22 protein-coding genes are annotated in these 19,525 nt (G+C 62.1%); 12 read left to right on the top strand and 10 right to left on the bottom strand.

The window, feature by feature from the left end; translation table 11 throughout:
* From GSQ77_RS03385 to GSQ77_RS03375, 3 genes are all read right to left on the bottom strand, one after another.
* A partial coding sequence (locus GSQ77_RS03385; protein ID WP_158899062.1) for a DUF2007 domain-containing protein occupies positions 1 to 286 on the bottom strand: 286 nt, incomplete at its 3' end.
* A gap of 15 nt (positions 287 to 301) precedes the next feature.
* Positions 302 to 1,270, bottom strand: a complete 969-nt coding sequence (gene rsgA, locus GSQ77_RS03380; RefSeq protein WP_158899060.1) for a ribosome small subunit-dependent GTPase A — start codon at positions 1,268 to 1,270, stop codon at positions 302 to 304.
* Entirely contained in the window at positions 1,267 to 2,517 is a 1,251-nt protein-coding gene (locus GSQ77_RS03375; protein WP_158899058.1) for a M48 family metallopeptidase, read from the bottom strand. Before GSQ77_RS03375 ends, rsgA begins: the two co-directional genes overlap by 4 nt.
* Before the next feature lie 266 nt (positions 2,518 to 2,783).
* Between GSQ77_RS03375 and orn the strand changes: the two genes are divergently transcribed.
* Positions 2,784 to 3,383 (top strand): oligoribonuclease, encoded by a 600-nt coding sequence (gene orn / locus GSQ77_RS03370; RefSeq protein WP_158899055.1) that lies wholly within the window; start codon positions 2,784 to 2,786, stop codon positions 3,381 to 3,383.
* Between the two features lie 5 nt (positions 3,384 to 3,388).
* On the opposite strand, the gene mog is transcribed toward orn, so the two are convergent.
* Positions 3,389 to 4,036 carry a molybdopterin adenylyltransferase gene (mog, locus tag GSQ77_RS03365; protein WP_158899053.1) on the bottom strand — a complete coding sequence of 216 codons (648 nt, stop codon included), beginning with the start codon at positions 4,034 to 4,036 and terminating at the stop codon, positions 3,389 to 3,391.
* Complete coding sequence (gene yjgA, locus GSQ77_RS03360; RefSeq protein WP_158899051.1) at positions 4,011 to 4,688, bottom strand: ribosome biogenesis factor YjgA; 678 nt, start codon at positions 4,686 to 4,688, stop codon at positions 4,011 to 4,013. The genes mog and yjgA overlap by 26 nt, the downstream gene beginning before the upstream one ends.
* Positions 4,689 to 4,866: 178 nt before the next feature.
* Here yjgA and pmbA point away from each other — a divergent pair, with 178 nt between their 5' ends.
* Complete coding sequence (gene pmbA, locus GSQ77_RS03355; RefSeq protein ID WP_158899049.1) at positions 4,867 to 6,225, top strand: metalloprotease PmbA; 1,359 nt, start codon at positions 4,867 to 4,869, stop codon at positions 6,223 to 6,225.
* 101 nt (positions 6,226 to 6,326) lie between these two features.
* Here pmbA and GSQ77_RS03350 read toward each other — a convergent pair whose 3' ends face one another.
* Positions 6,327 to 6,827 carry a dihydrofolate reductase gene (locus tag GSQ77_RS03350; protein ID WP_158899047.1) on the bottom strand — a complete coding sequence of 167 codons (501 nt, stop codon included), beginning with the start codon at positions 6,825 to 6,827 and terminating at the stop codon, positions 6,327 to 6,329.
* A gap of 142 nt (positions 6,828 to 6,969) precedes the next feature.
* Between GSQ77_RS03350 and GSQ77_RS03345 the strand changes: the two genes are divergently transcribed.
* A complete protein-coding gene (locus GSQ77_RS03345) occupies positions 6,970 to 7,959 on the top strand; it encodes an aldo/keto reductase (protein ID WP_158899045.1) in 990 nt (329 codons plus the stop codon).
* Positions 7,960 to 8,064: 105 nt separating this feature from the next.
* Here the strand turns inward: GSQ77_RS03345 and GSQ77_RS03340 are convergent, their stop codons facing one another.
* Entirely contained in the window at positions 8,065 to 9,363 is a 1,299-nt protein-coding gene (locus tag GSQ77_RS03340; RefSeq protein WP_158899043.1) for an MFS transporter, read from the bottom strand.
* A gap of 190 nt (positions 9,364 to 9,553) precedes the next feature.
* On the opposite strand from GSQ77_RS03340, the gene GSQ77_RS03335 reads away from it, so the two are divergent.
* The 8 genes from GSQ77_RS03335 to mdcH all read left to right on the top strand — a co-directional run bounded on the left by GSQ77_RS03335 (position 9,554) and on the right by mdcH (position 16,767).
* Positions 9,554 to 10,321, top strand: a complete 768-nt coding sequence (locus GSQ77_RS03335; RefSeq protein WP_158899041.1) for a GntR family transcriptional regulator — start codon at positions 9,554 to 9,556, stop codon at positions 10,319 to 10,321.
* Positions 10,322 to 10,368: 47 nt separating this feature from the next.
* Positions 10,369 to 12,045, top strand: coding sequence for a malonate decarboxylase subunit alpha (mdcA, locus tag GSQ77_RS03330; protein WP_158899039.1), 1,677 nt, complete (start codon positions 10,369 to 10,371; stop codon positions 12,043 to 12,045).
* A gap of 9 nt (positions 12,046 to 12,054) precedes the next feature.
* Positions 12,055 to 13,104 (top strand): triphosphoribosyl-dephospho-CoA synthase, encoded by a 1,050-nt coding sequence (locus tag GSQ77_RS03325; RefSeq protein ID WP_158899037.1) that lies wholly within the window; start codon positions 12,055 to 12,057, stop codon positions 13,102 to 13,104.
* Complete coding sequence (locus tag GSQ77_RS03320; RefSeq protein ID WP_158899035.1) at positions 13,092 to 13,385, top strand: malonate decarboxylase subunit delta; 294 nt, start codon at positions 13,092 to 13,094, stop codon at positions 13,383 to 13,385. The genes GSQ77_RS03325 and GSQ77_RS03320 overlap by 13 nt, the downstream gene beginning before the upstream one ends.
* On the top strand, positions 13,382 to 14,263 hold the full coding sequence (locus GSQ77_RS03315) for a biotin-independent malonate decarboxylase subunit beta (protein ID WP_158899033.1): 882 nt from the start codon (positions 13,382 to 13,384) through the stop codon (positions 14,261 to 14,263). The genes GSQ77_RS03320 and GSQ77_RS03315 overlap by 4 nt, the downstream gene beginning before the upstream one ends.
* Positions 14,260 to 15,072 carry a biotin-independent malonate decarboxylase subunit gamma gene (mdcE, locus tag GSQ77_RS03310; RefSeq protein WP_158899030.1) on the top strand — a complete coding sequence of 271 codons (813 nt, stop codon included), beginning with the start codon at positions 14,260 to 14,262 and terminating at the stop codon, positions 15,070 to 15,072. Before GSQ77_RS03315 ends, mdcE begins: the two co-directional genes overlap by 4 nt.
* A 9-nt stretch (positions 15,073 to 15,081) precedes the next feature.
* Positions 15,082 to 15,774 (top strand): malonate decarboxylase holo-ACP synthase, encoded by a 693-nt coding sequence (locus GSQ77_RS03305; protein WP_254067419.1) that lies wholly within the window; start codon positions 15,082 to 15,084, stop codon positions 15,772 to 15,774.
* Between the two features lie 63 nt (positions 15,775 to 15,837).
* Positions 15,838 to 16,767: a malonate decarboxylase subunit epsilon gene (gene mdcH / locus GSQ77_RS03300; RefSeq protein ID WP_158899028.1), complete on the top strand. Its 930-nt coding sequence runs from the start codon at positions 15,838 to 15,840 to the stop codon at positions 16,765 to 16,767.
* Positions 16,768 to 16,908: 141 nt separating this feature from the next.
* Here the strand turns inward: mdcH and GSQ77_RS03295 are convergent, their stop codons facing one another.
* Positions 16,909 to 17,742, bottom strand: coding sequence for a thymidylate synthase (locus GSQ77_RS03295; RefSeq protein ID WP_158899026.1), 834 nt, complete (start codon positions 17,740 to 17,742; stop codon positions 16,909 to 16,911).
* 147 nt (positions 17,743 to 17,889) lie between these two features.
* On the opposite strand from GSQ77_RS03295, the gene GSQ77_RS03290 reads away from it, so the two are divergent.
* On the top strand, positions 17,890 to 18,081 hold the full coding sequence (locus GSQ77_RS03290; RefSeq protein WP_158899024.1) for a hypothetical protein: 192 nt from the start codon (positions 17,890 to 17,892) through the stop codon (positions 18,079 to 18,081).
* 38 nt (positions 18,082 to 18,119) lie between these two features.
* Here GSQ77_RS03290 and GSQ77_RS03285 read toward each other — a convergent pair whose 3' ends face one another.
* The gene (locus tag GSQ77_RS03285) at positions 18,120 to 18,938 is read right to left on the bottom strand and encodes a dioxygenase (RefSeq protein WP_158899022.1); all 819 of its coding nucleotides are present in this window, start codon (positions 18,936 to 18,938) and stop codon (positions 18,120 to 18,122) included.
* A 21-nt stretch (positions 18,939 to 18,959) separates the two neighbouring features.
* Positions 18,960 to 19,349 (bottom strand): hypothetical protein, encoded by a 390-nt coding sequence (locus GSQ77_RS03280; protein WP_158899020.1) that lies wholly within the window; start codon positions 19,347 to 19,349, stop codon positions 18,960 to 18,962.
* Positions 19,350 to 19,525: the final 176 nt, after the last annotated feature.

Below are 19,525 nucleotides of genomic sequence, written 5' to 3'. Positions count from 1 at the left end.
AGCATACGGTGAACTGCGGTTCCAGCCACTCCTGGCAATGCATGCAGCGCCATCTCGGCGTGCTCGCGTCTGGCCCGCGGCGGGCCGTCTCTATGAGCCGCGAGGCCAGCGCCATATCGCGCTCGTCGGTGATCCAGATCTCCGGGCCGCATTGATCTACCGGAATTTCCCCGAGCGCTCCCTGCAAATAGCGGTTGTGCAGTTCGCAGCCGATGCCCGCATGCTCCAGCAGGTTGATCCAGTGCTGGGCCAACATCAGATTGGGAGCACGCAACAGCTTGTTCATCGTTGCCTTTGTAAGCTAACGCACGATCTGGCTTGCCTCGTGCACCAGTTGCGCATAGAGCGCATGCCGGGCCGGTGCGATCTCGCCGCCGGTCACGGCTTCCAGGATGGCGCAGCCAGGCTCATGCAGATGCCGACAATTATAAAAACGGCAACCCGCCAGACGCGGTCTGAATTCGGGGAAGCCCCGCTCCAGTTCACCCTCGGTCAGATGATACAGGCCGAACTCCTGAAAACCCGGCGAATCGATCAAGGCACCGCCATCGGGCAGCGCGTATAGACGCGTGAAAGTGGTGGTGTGCTTGCCGCTATTGAGCGCAGTCGAAATTTCGCGGGTGGCGGCTTCTGCGTCAGGCACGATCAAATTGACCAGTGTCGACTTACCCATGCCCGATTGCCCCAGCAGCAAGGTGGCGCGCCCGCGCAGATGTGGCGCAAGCGCTGCCAACGTCGCTTCCGGATGGGTGCGTGCGGAGGTTTCAAGCACCTCGTAGCCGAGCGCGCGATACGGCGCGAGCCGCGTGCGGGCAACCGCCAGCGCGCTTTCGACGTCGATCTTGTTCAACAAAATCAGCGAGCGCAAGCCATGCGCGTCGGCGGCGACCAGCGCGCGGCCCAGCAAATCCTCGCTGAAGAACGGCTCGGTGCCGAGCACGATCAGCAACTGATCGAGGTTGGCTGCAAACAGCTTGGATTTGAATTGGTCGGAGCGGTGCAGCAAGTTGCGCCGCTCGGCAATTTCAACGATCACGCCCTGGTCGGCCGAGCTGGTTTCGTACCAGACACGGTCGCCCACTGCGATCAGGCTTTTTTTACCGCGCGGAAAGCATTGCAGGGCAGGGCCGCCTGCCGCAGGGGCTACCAGGTAATGGCGGCCGTGGGCCGCGATGACTTGGCCGCTCAGCCTTGCTTCCTTGAGTTGCGCCCCGCTGGCGTCCAGTTCGCGCTGCTTGCTGGCCGCGATATTGCGCTTGGGCCGCGTCATGCGGCGCCATGGCCGAGCAGGCGGTCGATGCGCTGCGAAGCTGGCGGGTGCGAATAATAAAAAGCGGTGTAGAGCGGGTCGGGGGTCAACGTCGAGGCGTTGTCCTGATACAGCTTGACCAGCGCGCTGACCAGATCCGCCGGATCGGTCTGTTTGGCCGCGAAGGCGTCGGCTTCGAACTCGTGCTTGCGCGAAGTCAGGCTGTTCAATGGGCTGGCGAAGAACAGAAACACCGGCAGCACCATGAAGAACAGGATCAGCGCGAGCGCCTGATTACCGTCGGCTGCGGGTGTCACTCCCAGCCCCGTATAGAACCACGGCTGTTGCGCGAGCCAACCGAGCAGGGCGAGCAACACCAGGCTGATCGCGAAGGTCACCACCAGACGTTTGAGGACGTGGCGGCGCTTGAAATGCCCCAGTTCGTGCGCGAGCACCGCTTCGATCTCATCGCCGCTCAAGCGTGAGAGCAAGGTGTCGAAGAACACGATGCGCTTGGCCGAGCCGAAACCGGTGAAGTAGGCATTGCCATGCGCCGAGCGGCGGCTGCCGTCCATCACGAACAGGCCTTTGGCCGCAAAGCCGCAGCGCCTGAGCAAGGATTCGATACGTTCGCGCAGGCTGGCGTCGTCCAGCGGCTTGAATTTGTTGAATAGCGGCGCGATCAGGGTCGGATAGAGCACCAGCACCAGCATATTGAACGTCACCCACAGCAGCCACGCCCACCACCACCAGGCGTCGCCTGCCTGACGCATCAGCCAGAGCACGGCGAACAGCAGCGGAGCGCCCAGCAGCAGCCCGATGAGGGTACCCTTGGCCAGATCCGCGAGGAACAGGGCCGGCGTCATCCGATTGAAGCCGAAGCGCGCCTCGATCACGAAGTGACGGTAATAGTCGAACGGCAAATCGGCCACGCTGGTGATCGCGATCACGGCCCCGATGGTCACCAACTGGCCGACATAACCGTGTCCGAGCACGCCGGAAATCACCGTGTCGAGCCACTGCAGCCCGCCGCACAGCGTCAACGCCAGCAGTACCGCGGCGCCGACGGCGATTTCATAGAGTGCCAGCCGAGTGCGCGCTATGGTGTAATCGGCGGCATTCTGGTGCGAGTCCAGCGTGATGCTTGAGCTGAATTGCGCAGGCACGGCGGCGCGGTGTTGCGCGACATAGCGTATCTGGCGCAGCGCGAGCCAGTATTTGGTAGCAACCATTGCCGCAAGGACAATGACGAACAGCGTGGTAAACATCGGCGAAAATCCGGTTATAGCAGCATTGGAATGCAAATTCTCTCACGTTCGGCGCTACCCAAGCGCGGCGCGTTAGCAAGGCGTGAACCGGCCACAAATTGGGCGCGAGTTGGCCACCAGTCGGCCATCAACCCATGCCGAAGATGAGGGCGACGGCCCCGAAAACAATGGCGCGGGTCGGTACAACGGCCGGTCGCTCACCCTACCTGGGATGAATCGGGCACAATACCGCCAACTCTTCTCCCTTCCTTGCGATCTTATCGACCATGACTACCCCCACCGAAGCACCTGCCACGCTGACCCGCAGTGAGTTCAACCTGATTTGGCTGGATATGGAAATGACCGGTCTCGAACCGCAGACCGACCGCATTATCGAAGTGGCCGTGGTCGTGACCGATTCCGATCTGAAAGTGGCGATCGAAGGCCCGATCTTGGCGATCCACCAGTCCGACGCCACCTTGGATCTCATGGACGACTGGAACAAGAACACGCACGGCCGTTCCGGTTTGATCGAGCGGGTGCGCGCGTCCACCGTGGACGAAGCGTCGGCGAGCGCGCAGTTGCAGGCGTTTCTGGCCCAGTACGTACCGGCTGGCAAGTCGCCCATGTGCGGCAATTCGATCTGCCAGGATCGCCGCTTCATGGCGCGCTGGATGCCCGAGTTCGAAACGTTCTTTCACTATCGCAATCTCGACGTCAGCACCTTGAAAGAATTGTGCCGTCGCTGGGAGCCGACCATTTATAAGGGCTTTCAAAAGCGGGCGATGCATACCGCGATGGCCGATATCCATGAGTCGATCGACGAGCTGAAGTACTACCGCCAGCATTTCATTCGGACCACGCGGGGCATTGAAGTCGCCGACTGACCCCCTCAAACGGCAGGGCGCCGCGCGCTTTTAGGCCGAAACCCCAGCACAACCGCAGGGTTGGTCTCGATGTAAGGGCCGCCTATCAGGTCGATACAGTAAGGCACAGCCGCAAAAATGCCGTCGACCTGCACGGCGCCGTCCGGCCCGCGCAATCCTTCCAGCGTTTCCTTGATCGCCTTGGGTTGCCCCGGCAAATTGATGATCAGCGCCGCGTGTGCGGCCGTCTCGCGGATCACCGCCACCTGGCGCGAAAGAATCGCCGTCGGCACGAAGCGCAGGCTGACTTGGCGCATCTGCTCGCCAAAACCGGGCATGGTCTTGGTGGCCACCGCCAGCGTTGCCTCGGGCGTCACGTCGCGCCGCGCCGGGCCCGTGCCTCCGGTAGTGAGCACCAGATCGCAGTGCGCCTGGTCGACCAGCTCGATCAGTGTTTTCGAGATCAAGTTCAGTTCATCGGGAATCAGGCGCGTCTCGATCCGAAACGGGGATGCGAGCGCACTTGCCAGCCATTCCTGGAGCGCCGGGATACCCTGGTCCTGATAAGTGCCCTGGCTAGCGCGATCGCTCACCGACACCAGTCCTATGACCAGCTCACGCTCTTGCGCCGGGTCGGCGGCAGCGTTGTTACTCGGGGCGGTAGTAGGCGTCATCTTGGTCCTCGCGTGGGTCGCCGTCGTCCAGATTCAGCTGCGCATCAGCGTCGTCGTCTTCGTCCTTGTGCGCTTTATCCAGTGCGGTCTTGACCCACTGGAACAGCTCGCGAAAGTAACGCGGCGATTTTTTCTGTTCGGATTCGCGCCGGCTATTGCGAATCAAGGTGCGGCCTTCTTGCGGGTCCGCATGCGGATAGCGGCGGATGAATTCGGTCAGTGCCTCGTCGCCCTTGAGCAATTGGTCGCGCCAACGCTCGATGGCATGCAGCTTGGCGGTCTCGGCGCTGCTTGCGCCCTTCATTTTATCGAGCGCGGAGCGTATGGCCGCCACTTCGCTTTCGTCCAGATCGCGCATGACGCGCCCGACATACTGGATTTGCCGGCGTCGGCCTTCGTGGGAGGTGATGCGGCGTGCTTCACGTACCGCATCATCGAGCTTTTCGGGCATCGGGACTTTTTTCAGTGCGTCTTTCGACAGATCGGCAATTTCGGAGCCTAGCGCCTGCAAAGCCAACATGTCCCGTTTGAGTTGCGATTTGCTGGGGCGGTCGTAACCGTTTTCGTCGACGTTGTCGTCAACGGGGTTGGCGGCAGTATCGTCGGCGACCGGCACAAGGCCGGAATTCGCGGTAAAAGGTCTTTTCTTCATGATGGGCGTATTGTAACGCGGCGCGTCCGCGGGCCGCACGCCATCGTGTTAGAAGTCACTTGTAACGTACTTCTAACAGGTAGCTCGGAGGTGCGCGGACGAACTCGAACGAATCCGATTCGAGCACAGGGGCGCAAGCCTTGCTATGATCCTCCAGTCCACGGAGATTCCTACCTATATGGCTGCACAAGAACGCTTTTTCCCGCATACCCAGGACCAGCTCAAATCGCTGGCGCAGGATATTCTGCTACACGCCAAGGAGCTGGGCGCGAGCGACGCCGCGACTGAAATCGCCGAAGGCGATGGCTTGTCCGTCAGCGTCCGGCATGGCAAGGTCGATACGATCGAGCACAACCGCGACAAAACGGTCGGCGTCACGGTTTTCATCGGCACCAAGCGCGGCAACGCCAGCACTTCCGATTTTTCGCCGCAAGCCTTGCGCGATACGGTCGCGGCCGCGTACAACATCGCCCGCTTCACGGCCGAGGACGATTGCGCCGGTCTGGCCGAGAGCGACCTGCTCGAAACCAATCCGCCCCAGCTCGATCTGTATCACCCGTGGGATGTGGATGCCGACCAGGCTGTCGAGCTGGCGCGCCGCGCCGAGCAGGCTGCCTTCGATACCGATCCCAATATTCGCAATAGCGAAGGCGCAAGCGTCTCGGCGCAACATTCGCAATTCGTGCTGGCGACCAGCCGCGGCTTCTTGGCCGGCTACCCGTATTCACGTCATTACGTCGCGTGTTCGCCGATTGCCGGCTCCGGGCGTTCGATGCAACGTGACGACTGGTACAGCTCGCAGCGCCGCATGGACGACTTGGCGCCGCCCGAGGCGATCGGCCGTTACGCCGCCCAGCGTGCGCTTGCACGCATCGGTGCGCGCAGCCTGGACACGCGCAAATGCCCCGTGCTGTTCGAGGCGCCCCTGGCGGCAGGCTTGCTCGGCGCGTTCGTGCAGGCCACCAGCGGCGGCGCGCTGTATCGCAAGACTTCGTTTTTGGTCGACAGCCTGGGCAAGCAGGTATTTGCTCCGCACATCGAAATCGTCGAAGACCCGCACGTGCTGCGCGCGGTCGGTAGCGCACCGTTCGATGAAGAAGGGGTGCGCACGCGGCAACGCAGCGTGGTCAGCGGCGGCGTGGTGCAAGGTTATTTTCTGTCGACCTATTCGGCGCGCAAACTTGGGATGCAGACCACCGGTAACGCCGGCGGCTCGCATAACCTCGCGCTGCGCAGCACCAAGACCCGCCGTGATGACGACTTCCGCGCGATGTTGAAAAAGCTTGGGACCGGATTGCTGCTGACCGAATTGATGGGGCAGGGCGTGAACTACGTGACGGGCGATTACTCGCGTGGCGCGGCCGGTTTCTGGGTTGAGAACGGCGAGATTCAATATCCGGTGGAAGGCATTACGATTGCTGGCCGTCTGCAGGACATGTTCCAGCAAGTGGTGGCGATAGGCGCCGACACCTTGATACGCGGCACCAAGGAAACGGGTTCGGTGCTGATCGAGCGGATGACGATCGCCGGGCAGTGATATCGGCCGATCTCCCGGCGTGCCGTGCGGCCGCCGGGACCGCAACGATGCCGACCCGAACCGACGCTCACCCGACGCCGACTCGAAACCGACTCGGCCGCTTATCTAGCTTTGCGCCCGTACTCGACAAACGCATAAGCAAACGGTTCAGGTTCGATCGCCCGATGCGTTTGCCGCGAGACCTCCACCCATAACGCTGGATCCGGTGCCGGAAAAGTCGCGTCGCCGGCAAAGTCATAATCGATCTCGGTCACGATCAGGCGCTGAGCCAGCGCGATGCCGGTGGCGTAGAGTTGTGCGCCGCCGATCAGGAATGCCTCTGCGACACCATCGACGCCACAGCGCGACAGCGCTTCTTCCAGGCTACCGACGGTTTCGCATCCCTCGAAGGTTTTCGTGGCATCCCTCGTAACCACCAGGTTACGGCGCCCCGGCAGCGGCCGGCCTATCGATTCGTGAGTCTTGCGGCCCATGATAATGGGCGCGCCCATGGTGGTGCGCTTGAAGAATGCAAGGTCTTCGGGCAGGCGCCACGGCAGTTGGTTGTCGCGTCCAATGACGCCGTTGCGTGCACGCGCAACGATCAGCGTAAGAGTAGTCATGGACCGCAGTTTACCCGATCTTGCCCGGCTTTCTGATGCCGTAGCGAGGCGGCTGTGCCAAAAACAAGCTCGACCGATTACACTATTATCCACTCGACACGCCCGCTTGCTTGGCAGGCGCAGTCGCTTTCCGGAGCTAGACTTGAAGACACGTAAACTCGGTTTGAACGGCCCAGAAGTTTCCGCAATAGGGCTGGGCTGCATGGGTATGAGCGAGTTCTATGCGCATCGCGACGACGCGGAATCGATCGCGACCATTCACCGCGCACTCGACCAAGGCATTACTTTTTTCGACACGGCCGATATTTACGGCCCGCATACCAACGAGCAACTGCTGGGCCGTGCCCTCAAGGGACAGCGCAACTCGGCGTTTATCGCGACCAAATTCGGCATCCTGCGCGATCCGGCCAATCCGCTGGTGCGTGGCGCCAGCGGCCGCCCGGATTATGTTCGCAAATCGGTCGACGGCAGTTTGTCACGCCTGGGTGTCGACCACATCGATTTGTATTACCAGCATCGCGTCGATCCGGCGACACCGATCGAAGAGACGGTCGGCACGCTGGGCGATCTGGTGAGCGAGGGCAAGATCCGCTTCGTGGGCTTGTGCGAGGTATCGCCGCAAACGCTGCTGCGCGCTCACAACACGCATCCCATCACCGCGGTGCAAACGGAATATTCGCTGTGGACGCGTGACGCCGAGACCGACGTGCTTGCCGCGTGTCGCAAGCTAGGAGTCGGGTTCGTGCCGTATAGCCCGCTTGGCCGAGGTTTCCTGACGGGTACGATCACGAGTCCGGACGACTTTACCGACGACGATTACCGCAAGCAGAGCCCGCGCTTTCAAGGCGAAAACTTCGCGAAAAATCTGGTGCTGGTCGAGAAGGTCCAGCAACTGGCTCGCGTGAAGGGGGTGCCCGCATCTCAGCTTGCATTGGCTTGGGTACTGGCGCAGGGTGACGATCTGGTGCCTATCCCTGGCACCAAGCGCCGCAAATATCTAGACGAGAATGTGGGCGCGCTGGAAGTGACGCTCAGTGCTGCCGAATTGGAAGAGCTCAATGAGGTATTTCCGCCGGATGTCGCCGCGGGTTCGCGGTATCCGGAGCAGGCGATGGGGCTGCTGAACGGCTGAACGCGGATAAGATTTCGCTGCGGCGATGCTCATCGCCGCAGCGTTCCTCGTCCAGCGAGTAGTTATCCCGCCGATTTCATCCCACCGATCCTGTCAGGCGAACACTCAATTAGGCAATACCTGGCCTCGGGTTTCCGGCGAGAATGGAATGATCAACAGACCCAGCACAAAGATGATCGCGGTCAGCGCCACCGGCGTGCCCAGGGTTCCCCAATGCAGCACCATCGCGCCCAACGCGAAGTTCACCCCGGCACCCAGAAAACGTCCCGAGGACGTACAAAACGCGAACGCCGTAGCGCGCACCCGGGTTTCAAACTGCTCGGGCAACCACAGGCTGAACAGCGCAAAGTTGCCGCCGAAAAAGCCCAACACGAACAACAGCGCGATAAAAATATACAGGCCGTCGTCCAGGTAAAACGCCCACCCGAACGTCAGTGCGATCGACGCAGCCATACCGATAAAATACACTGCGAGCGTCGCGCGTCGCCCTATGCGTTCCGCCATCGGCGGCAGCGCCAGACAGCCGAGTATCGTCCCGATCGAAAGCAAACCGGTGGCGAGTGAAGCGAGCTTGACGGCTTCCGGGCGCGCCAGGCCAGCCTTGGTTGCCATCAGAATCACCGCGGACGGCTCGTACACCGCTCCGGCCCACAAACCGATAATCGCGACCGTGAGCAATGCAGCGGCCACCAAGGTTCGCTTCAGATATTTCGGGCTGAAAATTTCCTTGAGTGGACTGCCGTGGTGTACTGCGCTGGGGTCCACCTTCTGCCATTTTTCGGTTTCCTTCACGCGCAGCAGCACGATGATCGACACCACGACAGGCAGCGCGCCGACCAGGAACATGGCCCGCCAGCCGAAATGCGCGCCTACCGTATAGTTCAGCGCGGCCGCGAGAAAGAAGCCTGCGTAATAGCCGGTCTGCAGATAGCCGGCGCCCATTTTGCGGCGATCCTCGGGCCATGCCTCCGCAACGTAGGTACCCGCCAGCGCCCACTCGCCGCCGATGCCGATGCCGGCCAAAAAGCGATAGGTGCCTAACTCCCAGACGTTATGTGAAGTTGCGGCCAGGCCTGTGAAGATAGCGAACATGAAAATCGTGCCGGCCAGCACCTTGGTACGGCCAAAGCGGTCGGCCAGCGGCCCCCATATGAACGACAAGCCCCAGCCGACCAGGAACAACGCAAATAAAATCGAGCCCGCGAGCCCGATGTTGCCCGGGGTCGCCGCATACCCTGACTTGGGCAGCAGTTCGGTGAGAGCCGGGGCGAGCACCAGGGCGTAGATGAAGGAATCCATCCCGTCCAGGGTCCAACCGGTCCAGGCGCCCCAGAAACCGACAATCTGGTTGCGGTTTAACGGCGTGCGTTTCTTTGCAACGGCGCGCTCTGCTAATGAACTCATGTGTCTCCTCCGTGGGAATCTATATTTTTGACGACTCTTCGCCCGCCAGACTTTGGCCTCCAACTGCGGCCGAAATCGTTCATCGTCAAGCTGCTCGGTCATGCTTAGGTGAATGTCAGGCTGCTATCTGCCAAGTACCTAGCGTAACTCTGGATGTTTTTACGCATTTTTATATATAATATTTGATCTTATGGATAAATCAACGCCTCGTTTTCCCGGGGGTGCGGCCAGTCAGGGTCCCATCAGCAAGGTGACCTTCCCGGTCGGCATCACACTGGAACCGCGACCGAGCACCTCGCGCATGATTGCCGACGCTTTGCGCCTGGCCATTGTCGAAGGGACTTTGCAGCCCGGCATGCCGCTACGCCAGGATGCGGTCGCGCGCCAATTTTCAGTCAGCGCAATTCCGGTGCGCGAGGCATTGCGCCAGCTCGAAAGCGAAGGCTGGGTCCGATCCGAAACGCACAAAGGCGCGACTGTCAGCCCGTTGGTGGCCGATGAAGCGCGCGAAATCTACGAAATGCGTGCCGCGCTGGAAAGTCTCGCGATCGGCCTGGCCATTTCGCACCATACCGATGGCACCTTGGCGGAGGCCGCCGCGCGCCTGAAGGCCGCTACGGCCGAAGCTGACGAAACACTTTATGTGGCTCACAATCAAGCTTTCCACCTGAGTCTTTACGCACCCGCCTCCCGGCCACGGTTGATGGAGCTGATCCAGACGCTGCACCGACGCGGCGAACGCTATCTGCGCGTAAAATTCGATGTGCCGTCGCGCAAGGCCCTCTCGGATAGCGAGCACGCCGAGCTGCTGCGAGCGGTCGAGCGCCGCGATGTCGCCCGGGCGCAGACGCTGGTGAGCGCGCACTTGCTCAGTAGTGGAGAACTGCTATACCGTTTTTTGACCGATAAACAAGCAGCCGAGGCCAAGCCGGTGAAGCCCCGCCGCCAACGCGCCTAGGCCTGCACCCACCTGCCGCATTTATCTGTGATTCGGAGTTTTTGACCATGAATCAAGCCGCCATTGCTCAATCAGACTCCAGCGCCGCCCCTCGATCGTGGACTACGCTGCGCGACGAGAAGTTGAGGAGACTGGCCAAAATCGCCCCTTGGCTGGACCGCGACGGGGTACTGCCTACCGAGCGGATCGTCGACGCGCTCGAAGCGCTGATCGTGCCCGGTGACCGCGTCGTGATCGAAGGCGATAACCAGAAGCAGGCCGATTTCCTGTCGCGTTCGCTGGTCGAGGTCGATCCCGCCAAGATCCACGATGTCCATCTATTGATCTCGTGTATTAGCCGCCCGGAGCACCTGACGCTGTTCGAACGCGGCATCGCTCACAAAGTGGATTTCGCGTTTGCCGGAACGCAAAGCTTGCGCGTCGCGCAATTGCTCGAAGACGGGCTGCTCGAGATCGGCTCGATCTACACCTACATCGAGCTGTACGCGCGCATGTTCATCGACCTCACGCCGCAGGTTGCGCTGCTGTGCGCCGAGAAAGCCGATCGCCATGGCAATCTGTACACGGGCGCCAACACCGAAGACACGCCGACCATCGCCGAAGCCGCCGCATTCAAACACGGCATCGTGATCGTACAGGTCAACGAAATCGTCGACGAGTTGCCGCGCGTCGATATTCCAGGCTCCTGGGTCGATGTGGTGGTGAAGGCCGACCGGCCGTTCGCGGTCGAGCCGCTATTTACGCGTGATCCGCGCCATATCGGCGACCTGCAGGTGCTCACTGGGATGATGGTGATCCGTGGCATCTATGAGAAATACGGCGTCACCGCGTTGAACCATGGCATCGGTTTCGATACGGCGGCCATCGAATTGCTGCTGCCGACCTACGGCGCATCGCTCGGGCTGAAGGGCAAAATCTGCACCCATTGGGCGCTAAACCCTCACCCGACCATGATTCCAGCGATTGAAAGCGGCTGGGTGCAGAGCATGCACTGCTTCGGTAGCGAAGTGGGCATGGAGGACTATATCCGCGCACGCCCCGATGTATTTTTTACCGGGCGCGACGGCAGCCTGCGCTCGAATCGCGTGTTATGCCAACTCGCCGGGCAATATGGCGTCGATCTGTTTATCGGTTCGACCTTGCAAATGGACGCCGACGCGAATTCGTCCACGGTGACATTGGGGCGCTTGGCCGGTTTTGGCGGGGCGCCGAATATGGGCCATGACCCTCGCGGCCGACGCCATTCTTCACCGGCGTGGCTCGCGCTTCTCAAAGGAGATGCGCCGGTTGCGCGCGGCCACAAGCTGGTGGTGCAACTGGCCGAGACGTTCAAGAAAGGCGGTGAGCCGACCATAGTCGATGCGCTCGATGCGATTGCCGTGGGCAAGAAAAGCGGGATGCCGATTGCGCCGGTGATGATCTACGGCGACGACGTCAGCCATGTGGTCACGGAAGAGGGCATCGCCTATCTGCACCACGCACAGGGCATGGAAGAGCGGCGTGCGGCGCTGGCGGCGGTCGCGGGAGTGACACCCGTGGGCTTGCGCGCCGATCCCGCCAAGACCACGGCATTGCGTGAGCGTGGCATTGTCGCGTTCCCCGAAGATCTCGGCATACGCCGCGGCGAAGCCAAACGCTCGCTGCTGGCCGCGCGCAGCATCGACGATCTGGTGGCGTGGTCCGACGGTCTGTACGTGCCGCCGCCGCAATTTCGCAGCTGGTAGGGGCTGCGGATGACGCTTATCGCGGTCCACGCGGCTTCAGACGAGTCATCGACGTTGACGGCGGCGTTGCTGGCCGACTACGCCGTCGATGCCTTGCTTGCCGAGGCACGCCTGACACCGAAGCCCGCGCTCGTCGATCGACGTGGCAGCGGAGCGCATCGCGACCTCGACCTGACCAGGATGACGCGGTCGGCACATGCGCTAAGACCCACCTTTGCCGCATTGGCGATGGCGGGGCTCGGCGAGCGCGCGTCGCAGGCGCTGCGCGAACGTCTTGCGTTGATAGGCCGGCGCGGCGAAGTGGCGATGCTCAGCGCCACGGGCGGTAGCAATGCACATCGTGGCGCGATCTGGGTGCTCGGGTTGCTTGCCGCTGCTGCGGCGATGCAGGCGGGCGATGGCGGCGCCGCAATGAGCAACACGGCGGTCAACGCGGGGGTCAACGACATCGCGACCCACGACATTGTCACCGGCGAGATTGCGCCCAACGACATCGAAGATCACGAAACCGCTCAGCAGATCTGCGCAAGCGCGGCCCAAATTGCCGCTTTCCCTGATCGGTTCGCTCCACCTGTCGAAAGCCATGGCCTGCGCGTCGCGCGCCGTTTCTCGGTTGGCGGTGCTCGCGAGCAAGCGCGCGCCGGTTTCCCGCATGTGCGCGAGATCGGCTTGCCCGCCTTGCGTGCCGCACGTGTCGCCGGACACCCCGAAAATATCGCTCAACTCGACACGCTAATGGCGATCATGACGACGCTGGCCGACACGTGCTTGTTGCATCGCGGTGGCCTCGCGGCCCTGCATGCTGCGCAACGTGGCGCCCGCCGGGTGCTCGATTTGGGCGGCGTCGGCAGTACGGCGGGCTTTGCCGCGCTGCTGGCGCTGGACACGCAGTTGCTGGCATTGAACGCATCCCCCGGGGGTGCCGCCGATCTACTGGCTGCAACCCTCTTTATCGACCGCATCGCCAGTCGCGGCGGTGATCGCCGCACCGATCACAACGCATATTGCAACCCTTCCCGCAATCCTCACCAGGAGGCGCAGCCGCAATGGAACATCTAAATTTCGAGTACCCGGCCCACGAGCCGGTCAAACAGCGCGCGCATGTCGGCGTGGTTGGTTCAGGCGATCTGGAAGTGCTGCTTTCGCCGCACGAAGGTGGCTGCGCGCAAGTCGTCGTCAAAACCAGCGTCGACGGCTACGGGCAGATCTGGAAAAGCGTACTGGACCGTTTCTTCACGCGTTACGCAGGCGCGGCCCGTATTGAAATCAACGACTTTGGCGCAACGCCCGGCGTGGTGGCGTTACGCTTGGCCGAAGCGGTGGAGGCAAGCGAATCATGAGTGCTTATGACGTTTTTCTGGAGCGCCGCAGCTTTATCGAACTCGGCGCTCGCGAGCGTGCCGGCGCTATTCTCGACGAAGGCAGCATGCGCGAATTGCTCGGGCCTTTCGATCATCTGGAGTCGCCTTGGCTGCCGTTGCAGGACATCGTCTGCCAGGCCGATGACGGCGTGATCATTGCCAAGGGAACGCTGGCCGGTCGCCCGGCGGTGGTGCTCGCTATCGAGTCGGCTTTCCAGGGTGGGAGTATCGGCGAAGTGTCGGGCACCAAGATCGCGGCCACGCTGGAGTTGGCGTTGCGCGAATGCGAAGCGGGCCGGCCGGTATGGCCCGTGATTTTGTTCGAGACCGGCGGCGTGCGTTTGCAGGAAGCCAACCTCGGGCTGGCCGTGATTGCCGAGATCCAATCGGCGATCGTGGCGTTGCGCCGGCATGTGCCGGTAGTCGGCGTGATCGCGGGGATGGTGGGCTGCTTCGGCGGCATGTCGCTGGCGGCGGCCTTGTGTTCGTACCTGATCATGACGCGTCAGGGCAGACTGGGCATGAACGGACCCGAAGTGATCGAGCAGGAAGCCGGCATCCAGGAACTCGATTCGGGCGATCGGCGCTTGATCTGGAGCCTGATTGGTGGCGAGCAGCGCGCGGCCACGGGCTTGGCGGACGCGTTGATCGAAGACGATGCACACGGGATCGCGCAGGCAGTGCGTGCCGCGTGTGCGCAAGGACCGGTGGCGCCGGCACGCAGCGAACAGGTGGAGAAATACCTGAAATTGCTGGATGCGGTGGACCCCGCGACCATCGACAGCGCAAGCATGCGTTTGAACTGGCGGCCGGCTCATGCAGCCGCGGCAGGCCATGTCGCACAGGAGGGTGTATGAGCGCGAACCGTAGCCGCGGCGAGATCTGGTTTGAAGCGCTCGCCGGCAAATCGCTTGAACCCGCGCCCATCTTGAGCGGCAGCGGCATGCTGGGCGAAGAGAGTGTGCAGTTCATCGCCGTCGTGCCGGATGCGCATCAGCGCTTCCCGCGCGCTATCACCAATGTCGTGGGGCTTGAACAGGGCTGGTTGCTGGCCAAGACAGTGCGCGCGACGATGATTGCCGATAGCCACGCGGCCGAGCGTCGTCCTATCGTTGCCATAGTCGACGTAGCGAGCCAAGCGTACGGCCGCCGCGAAGAAACGCTGGGCCTGCATTTGGCGTGTGCCGCCGCCGTCGATGCCTACGCCAGTGCGCGGCTCGTCGGCCATCCGGTGATCGCGCTGATCGTAGGTCCAGCCATGTCGGGCGCATTCCTGGCGCACGGCTACCAGGCCAATCGGATTGTTGCGCTCGATGCGCCGGGCACGCTGGTCCACGCGATGGGCAAGGAAGCCGCCGCGCGAGTCACTCGGCGTTCGGTCGAGGCACTCGATGCACTGGGCGAAACTATCATCCCAATGAGCTACTCGATGAAGGCGTTCGATCAGCTCGGCCTGTTGCATCGGCTGATAAACGATATAGACGCCGACGCGCCCACGCCGGCGCATATCGAAACGGTGCGCGAGGTGCTTGCGGCGGCGGTGGCCGACGCGCGCCAGGGGCCACCTGATTTATCGAGCCGGCTCAGCTCGCCGCAGGCGCAGAAAAATCGCGCCGCTTCGATCGAAGTGCGACGGCGTCTCGCGCTGCAGTGGCAGGACAACTGAGAGACCACGATGAAAATGCGCCGGCCCCCAACACCTCACGATCTACTGCTACTGCAACGGGTGCCGCGCTGGAGCGCCGCGCCCGATTGGGTCGGTGCAGCGCTTGAGCGCATGCCAGTAGTGGTGGTGCGTCGCGCTGGCGCGCCACAAGGTCTCGTGAGCGTGGGGGTACGGGGTGCGGGTCGCAGCGAGCGCTTCGGTGCGCTGGTGTCGATTGCGGATGTGGCGGCCGTCGCCAGCCCTGAGGACTTGGTCGACGCGCAAACGCCCTTGCTCGCGCCCGCGCCGAGCGAACACGACGCCAAGCGCCATGCGACGCTGCCGGCGTTTGCGGTGTTCCGGGAGCTGGCGGCGGTGCTGCGCCCGTTTCGGCTGGCTTGGGGACCGACTGGCAGCGTCGGTTTCGAACTGGCCACGGGCTTGCCTGTGGTGCATGCGGACAGCGACCTCGACCTGACGCTGCGCACGCCGGAATGGCTGGCGCGCGAGAGCGCCCAAAAGCTTTTGCAGTCGTTGGCGGTGCCCGCGGCCAACGCGGGACTGCGCATCGACGCGCAACTCGAAACGCCCGCCGGTTGTATCGCACTAGCCGAATACGCCGGCGGTGCGAAGCGCGTGCTGTTGCGCACCTGCGGCGAACCGATGCTGGTGGAAGACGCTTGGGCGTTAAGACTAGCGGTCCCTCCCGAACGCGCTGCTTGACCAAAGCACCGACGCAGCATATCGACGTAGCACACCGACGCAGCACTTCGACGGACCGACACCATGAAAGCGATCCTGTGCCCAGGGCAGGGCGCGCAAACGCCCGGTTATCTACAACAATTGCCCGATCATCAGGCGGTTCGGCGCACGCTTGCCGAAGCTTCGCAAGCGTTGGGCCGAGACATTCTTCTACTGGATAGCGCCGCGGCACTCGAATCGACCGTGGCCGTGCAATTGACCCTGGTCACGGCCAGCGTCGCTGCGGCTCGCGCACTGGCCGCCGAAGGCATCGAGCCAGACTTCGCAGCGGGGCTTTCGGTGGGCGCGTTTGCCGCGGCGGTCATCTGCGATGCGCTTGATTTTGCCGACGCATTGCGTCTGGTCGAGCTGCGCGCACAGTTGATGGAAAACGCCTATCCCAGCGGCTACGGGTTGGCTGCGGTAGTGGGACTGAACGAGTTGCAGATTACGCGCTTGCTCGCGCAGATCGAAGCACCGGTTTATCTCGCCAACCTCAACGCAGCGCGGCAGATCGTCGTCGCGGGCAGCGACGCGGGGCTCGCAGCACTGATTCGTCTAGCCCTCGAGCAGGGCGCACGGCGTGCCGAGCGGCTGGCTGTCAGCGTGCCCTCGCATTGCGAATTGCTCGCGCCGGCGTCCGAGACGCTCAGTGCGGCTGCGGCCAAAGTGGCGTTTCGCGCGCCGCGCATTCCCTATCTGGCCAACCGCACCGCGCGTGCCGCACGCACGGCCGAGCCGATCCGTGACGATCTGGCGACCAATCTGCGTTATCCCGTGAGATGGAACGACTCGGTGCGTTTGATGTATGAGCTGGGCGCCCGTGTATTCATCGAGACGCCGCCGGGGCAGGTGCTAAGCGGGCTGATCAACGATAGCTTTCCGGATGCGGCCGCGGTAACCATGTCGACGCAGGCGCTTGATGGAGTTGTCGCGACGGTCAAGGCGCGTGCGGCGAATCCGGGTAAGCGTTGAGAAAGTCCGCATTCGGCGCTGCATGTCATGCGGCGACTGGCGACTATCCGGCTACCTCGACGCGCGCGTACCCGGACCCGTGTGCCGTTACACAATCAAACCGCGATCCGGCGCTGGGTCAAACCGCGATCCCGCGCTGTGTCAGACCGCGATCGGCGCCTTGATAGCCGGGTGGAACTGATAGTTCTGCAGTTCGAAATCGTCGTATTGATACGCCAGGATGCTTTCGGGCTTGCGGTGGATATGCAGCGTCGGCAGCTCGAAAAAACTACGGCTGAGCAACTGATCGACCTGTTCAAGATGGTTCAGATAGATATGGCAGTCGCCGCCCGACCAGACCAGCTCTCCCACTTCAAGATCGCATTGTTGCGCCAGCATATGGGTCAGATAGGCATAGCTCGCGATATTGAACGGCGTGCCCAGGAACACGTCCTGGCTGCGACAGTACAGCAGGCAGCTTAATTTGCCTTCGTTGACATAAAACTGGGCAAAGCAGTGGCACGGCGCGAGCGCCATTTTGCCGTCGCGCGCGTTATCCGAGGGCGATTTCGATTCGTCGGGGAAATCTGCCACGTTCAGCGCCGTGAGCAGCAGGCGGCGCGAATGCGGACGGGTGCGGATCTGTTTGACCAGATCGGTGATCTGATCCACCGTAGTGCCATCCGGGCGCGGCCAGAAGCGCCATTGATAGCCGTACACCGGGCCCAGGTTACCCGTTTCATCGGCCCATTCGTCCCAGATCGTCACGCCATTCTGGTTCAGATACTTGATATTCGTGTCGCCGTTCAGGAACCACAGCAATTCGTGGATCACGCTTTTCAGATGGATACGCTTGGTGGTCACGACCGGGAAGCCCGCCGCCAGATCGAAGCGCATTTGCCGCCCGAACACGCTGATGGTGCCGGTGCCAGTGCGATCGGCCTTACGGGTCCCGTTGCTCAAAATGTCTTTGATCAGGTCGTGGTATTGCTTCATGGTGGTTTTCCGGCGAACGAAGGGTGTGAGCTCAGCTAATGAGCGCTATTGTATCAAGGCGATGGGGTGCCTTGACTGCGCCCGTGCCTTTGGCATGCGACGGCCGGTTGCCCCGGGGCGTCGATGTCGGTCGTTGCGTGACGCAGCATGGCGATCCCGCACTGGCTAAAATGGCAGATGTTCTTTCATTCAAGTAGGTGCAGCGTGTTCAAAATTTTTGTTATCGTCGCGGCGGTGTTGACGCTTACGGCCTGTGCCAATGGCAATGGCGGCGCGGGTTCCGGCAGCATTTCCGCATATGGCACCATCGACGAAGGCGTCAGCATCAAAAGCAAATAAAACGTAACGCGCCGATTCGTCGCGGCCGTTGGCTAAATTCACGGCGCCAAGACAGACGCATCGCGACCGAACGCGAACGCGTCCATGCGCAGCACGCCATAAGTCGTGCCGGTGTCGAAGTGCTGTTGTGCGCTCCAGTCGTCGGTCGCGCCCAGTGCGATAAACAGCGGTAGCAGATGCTCTTCGCTCGGATGCGCGCGCGCTGCATGCGGCGCCCGGTTGCGATAATCGAGCAACGCATCGAGATCGTGGTCCGCCAGCTTGGCTTTCATCCAATCGCCAAATTCGTCGACATACGGCTCGGCTTCAATCTGCTCAGCGTGATTGCCGAAGCGGATTTCGCGCAAATTATGCGTGAAACTGCCTGAGCCGATCACCAGCACGCCGTCGCGCTGCAGGGCACGCAGCGCCTGGCCGATCTTGAACTGGTACGCCGGGCCCTGCTGTTGCTGAAGCGACAACTGGGTGACCGGAATGTCGGCGTCGGGAAACAGATAACGAAGCACCACCCATGCCCCATGATCCAGGCCTGCCTCGTCGGTCAATTGTGCCGGCACGCCGGCGCTAGCCAGCAGGCTGACCACCTGATCGGCCAATTCGGGTGCGCCCGGAGCATTGTATTCAAGCGCGTAAAGTGCGGGCGCGAAGCCGCCAAAATCGTGCACCGCATGTTGGCGCGGCGCGCGCCTCACCTGTGCCTGAGCGCTGCTCCAATGCGGCGACACCACCAGAACGGCGCGCGGCTTGGGCAACCGCGCGGCGAGTGCCGCCAGCATCGCGCCAGTGCGCCCGGGTTCGATCGCCAAAGTCGGTGCGCCGTGAGAAATAAAAAGCGTGGGAAAGGTCGGGGTAGACATCAGATCGATGAGGTTCCGTACTTATTTCGATACTTTACGTTTGACGATGCAGGTGGCCCAGCCATGAAAATCTTGGGTGGTCGCGAAATTGCTGCTGCTGCGGCAGTCGCTCCACAGCGCCACCGAAACGGAAGGGTCCCGTTGTAGCGCGATCAACTCCTGCATGCCGTCGTAGTACGGCTTGATGCAAGCCTGATAGGCCTTCAGGTTTTCATCTTCATGGTTGGCGTTCGCGGCATCCTCGTTGACGCTGGCCGCGGCTTGCGCGTTACAGCGCTGCTCGATCGCCTGCTGTGTGTAATTCATTTCCGAGAGCTGGAAATCCTTGACGTCTGCGGCCTGGGCGGCCAAGGGCAGGGCCAGGGCAATGGCGCTCGCCAGTCGGAACAGTGACGCGTTGATCTGGTTCATAGGAGACGGTGGAATGAGCCGATTCGAAGAGCTGGGTTATCGCGGGTGCGAAGGTGAAATCGTTGAAAATTAGGTCGCGGTGCGGTCTATTCTAGGCGGTCAATTAAAGCCGCGCAGCGATGGTAGAAATAGGGCCTGTTGTGCAGATGTAGTGCTGCATGTCGCGCCGCGCGCAG

The organism is Burkholderia sp. L27(2015), assembly GCF_009765705.1.
Taxonomy (GTDB): Bacteria; Pseudomonadota; Gammaproteobacteria; order Burkholderiales; family Burkholderiaceae; genus LMUX01.
The sequence above is the reverse complement of the archived record's forward strand: the minus strand, read 5'-3'. Positions and strand labels throughout refer to the sequence as shown.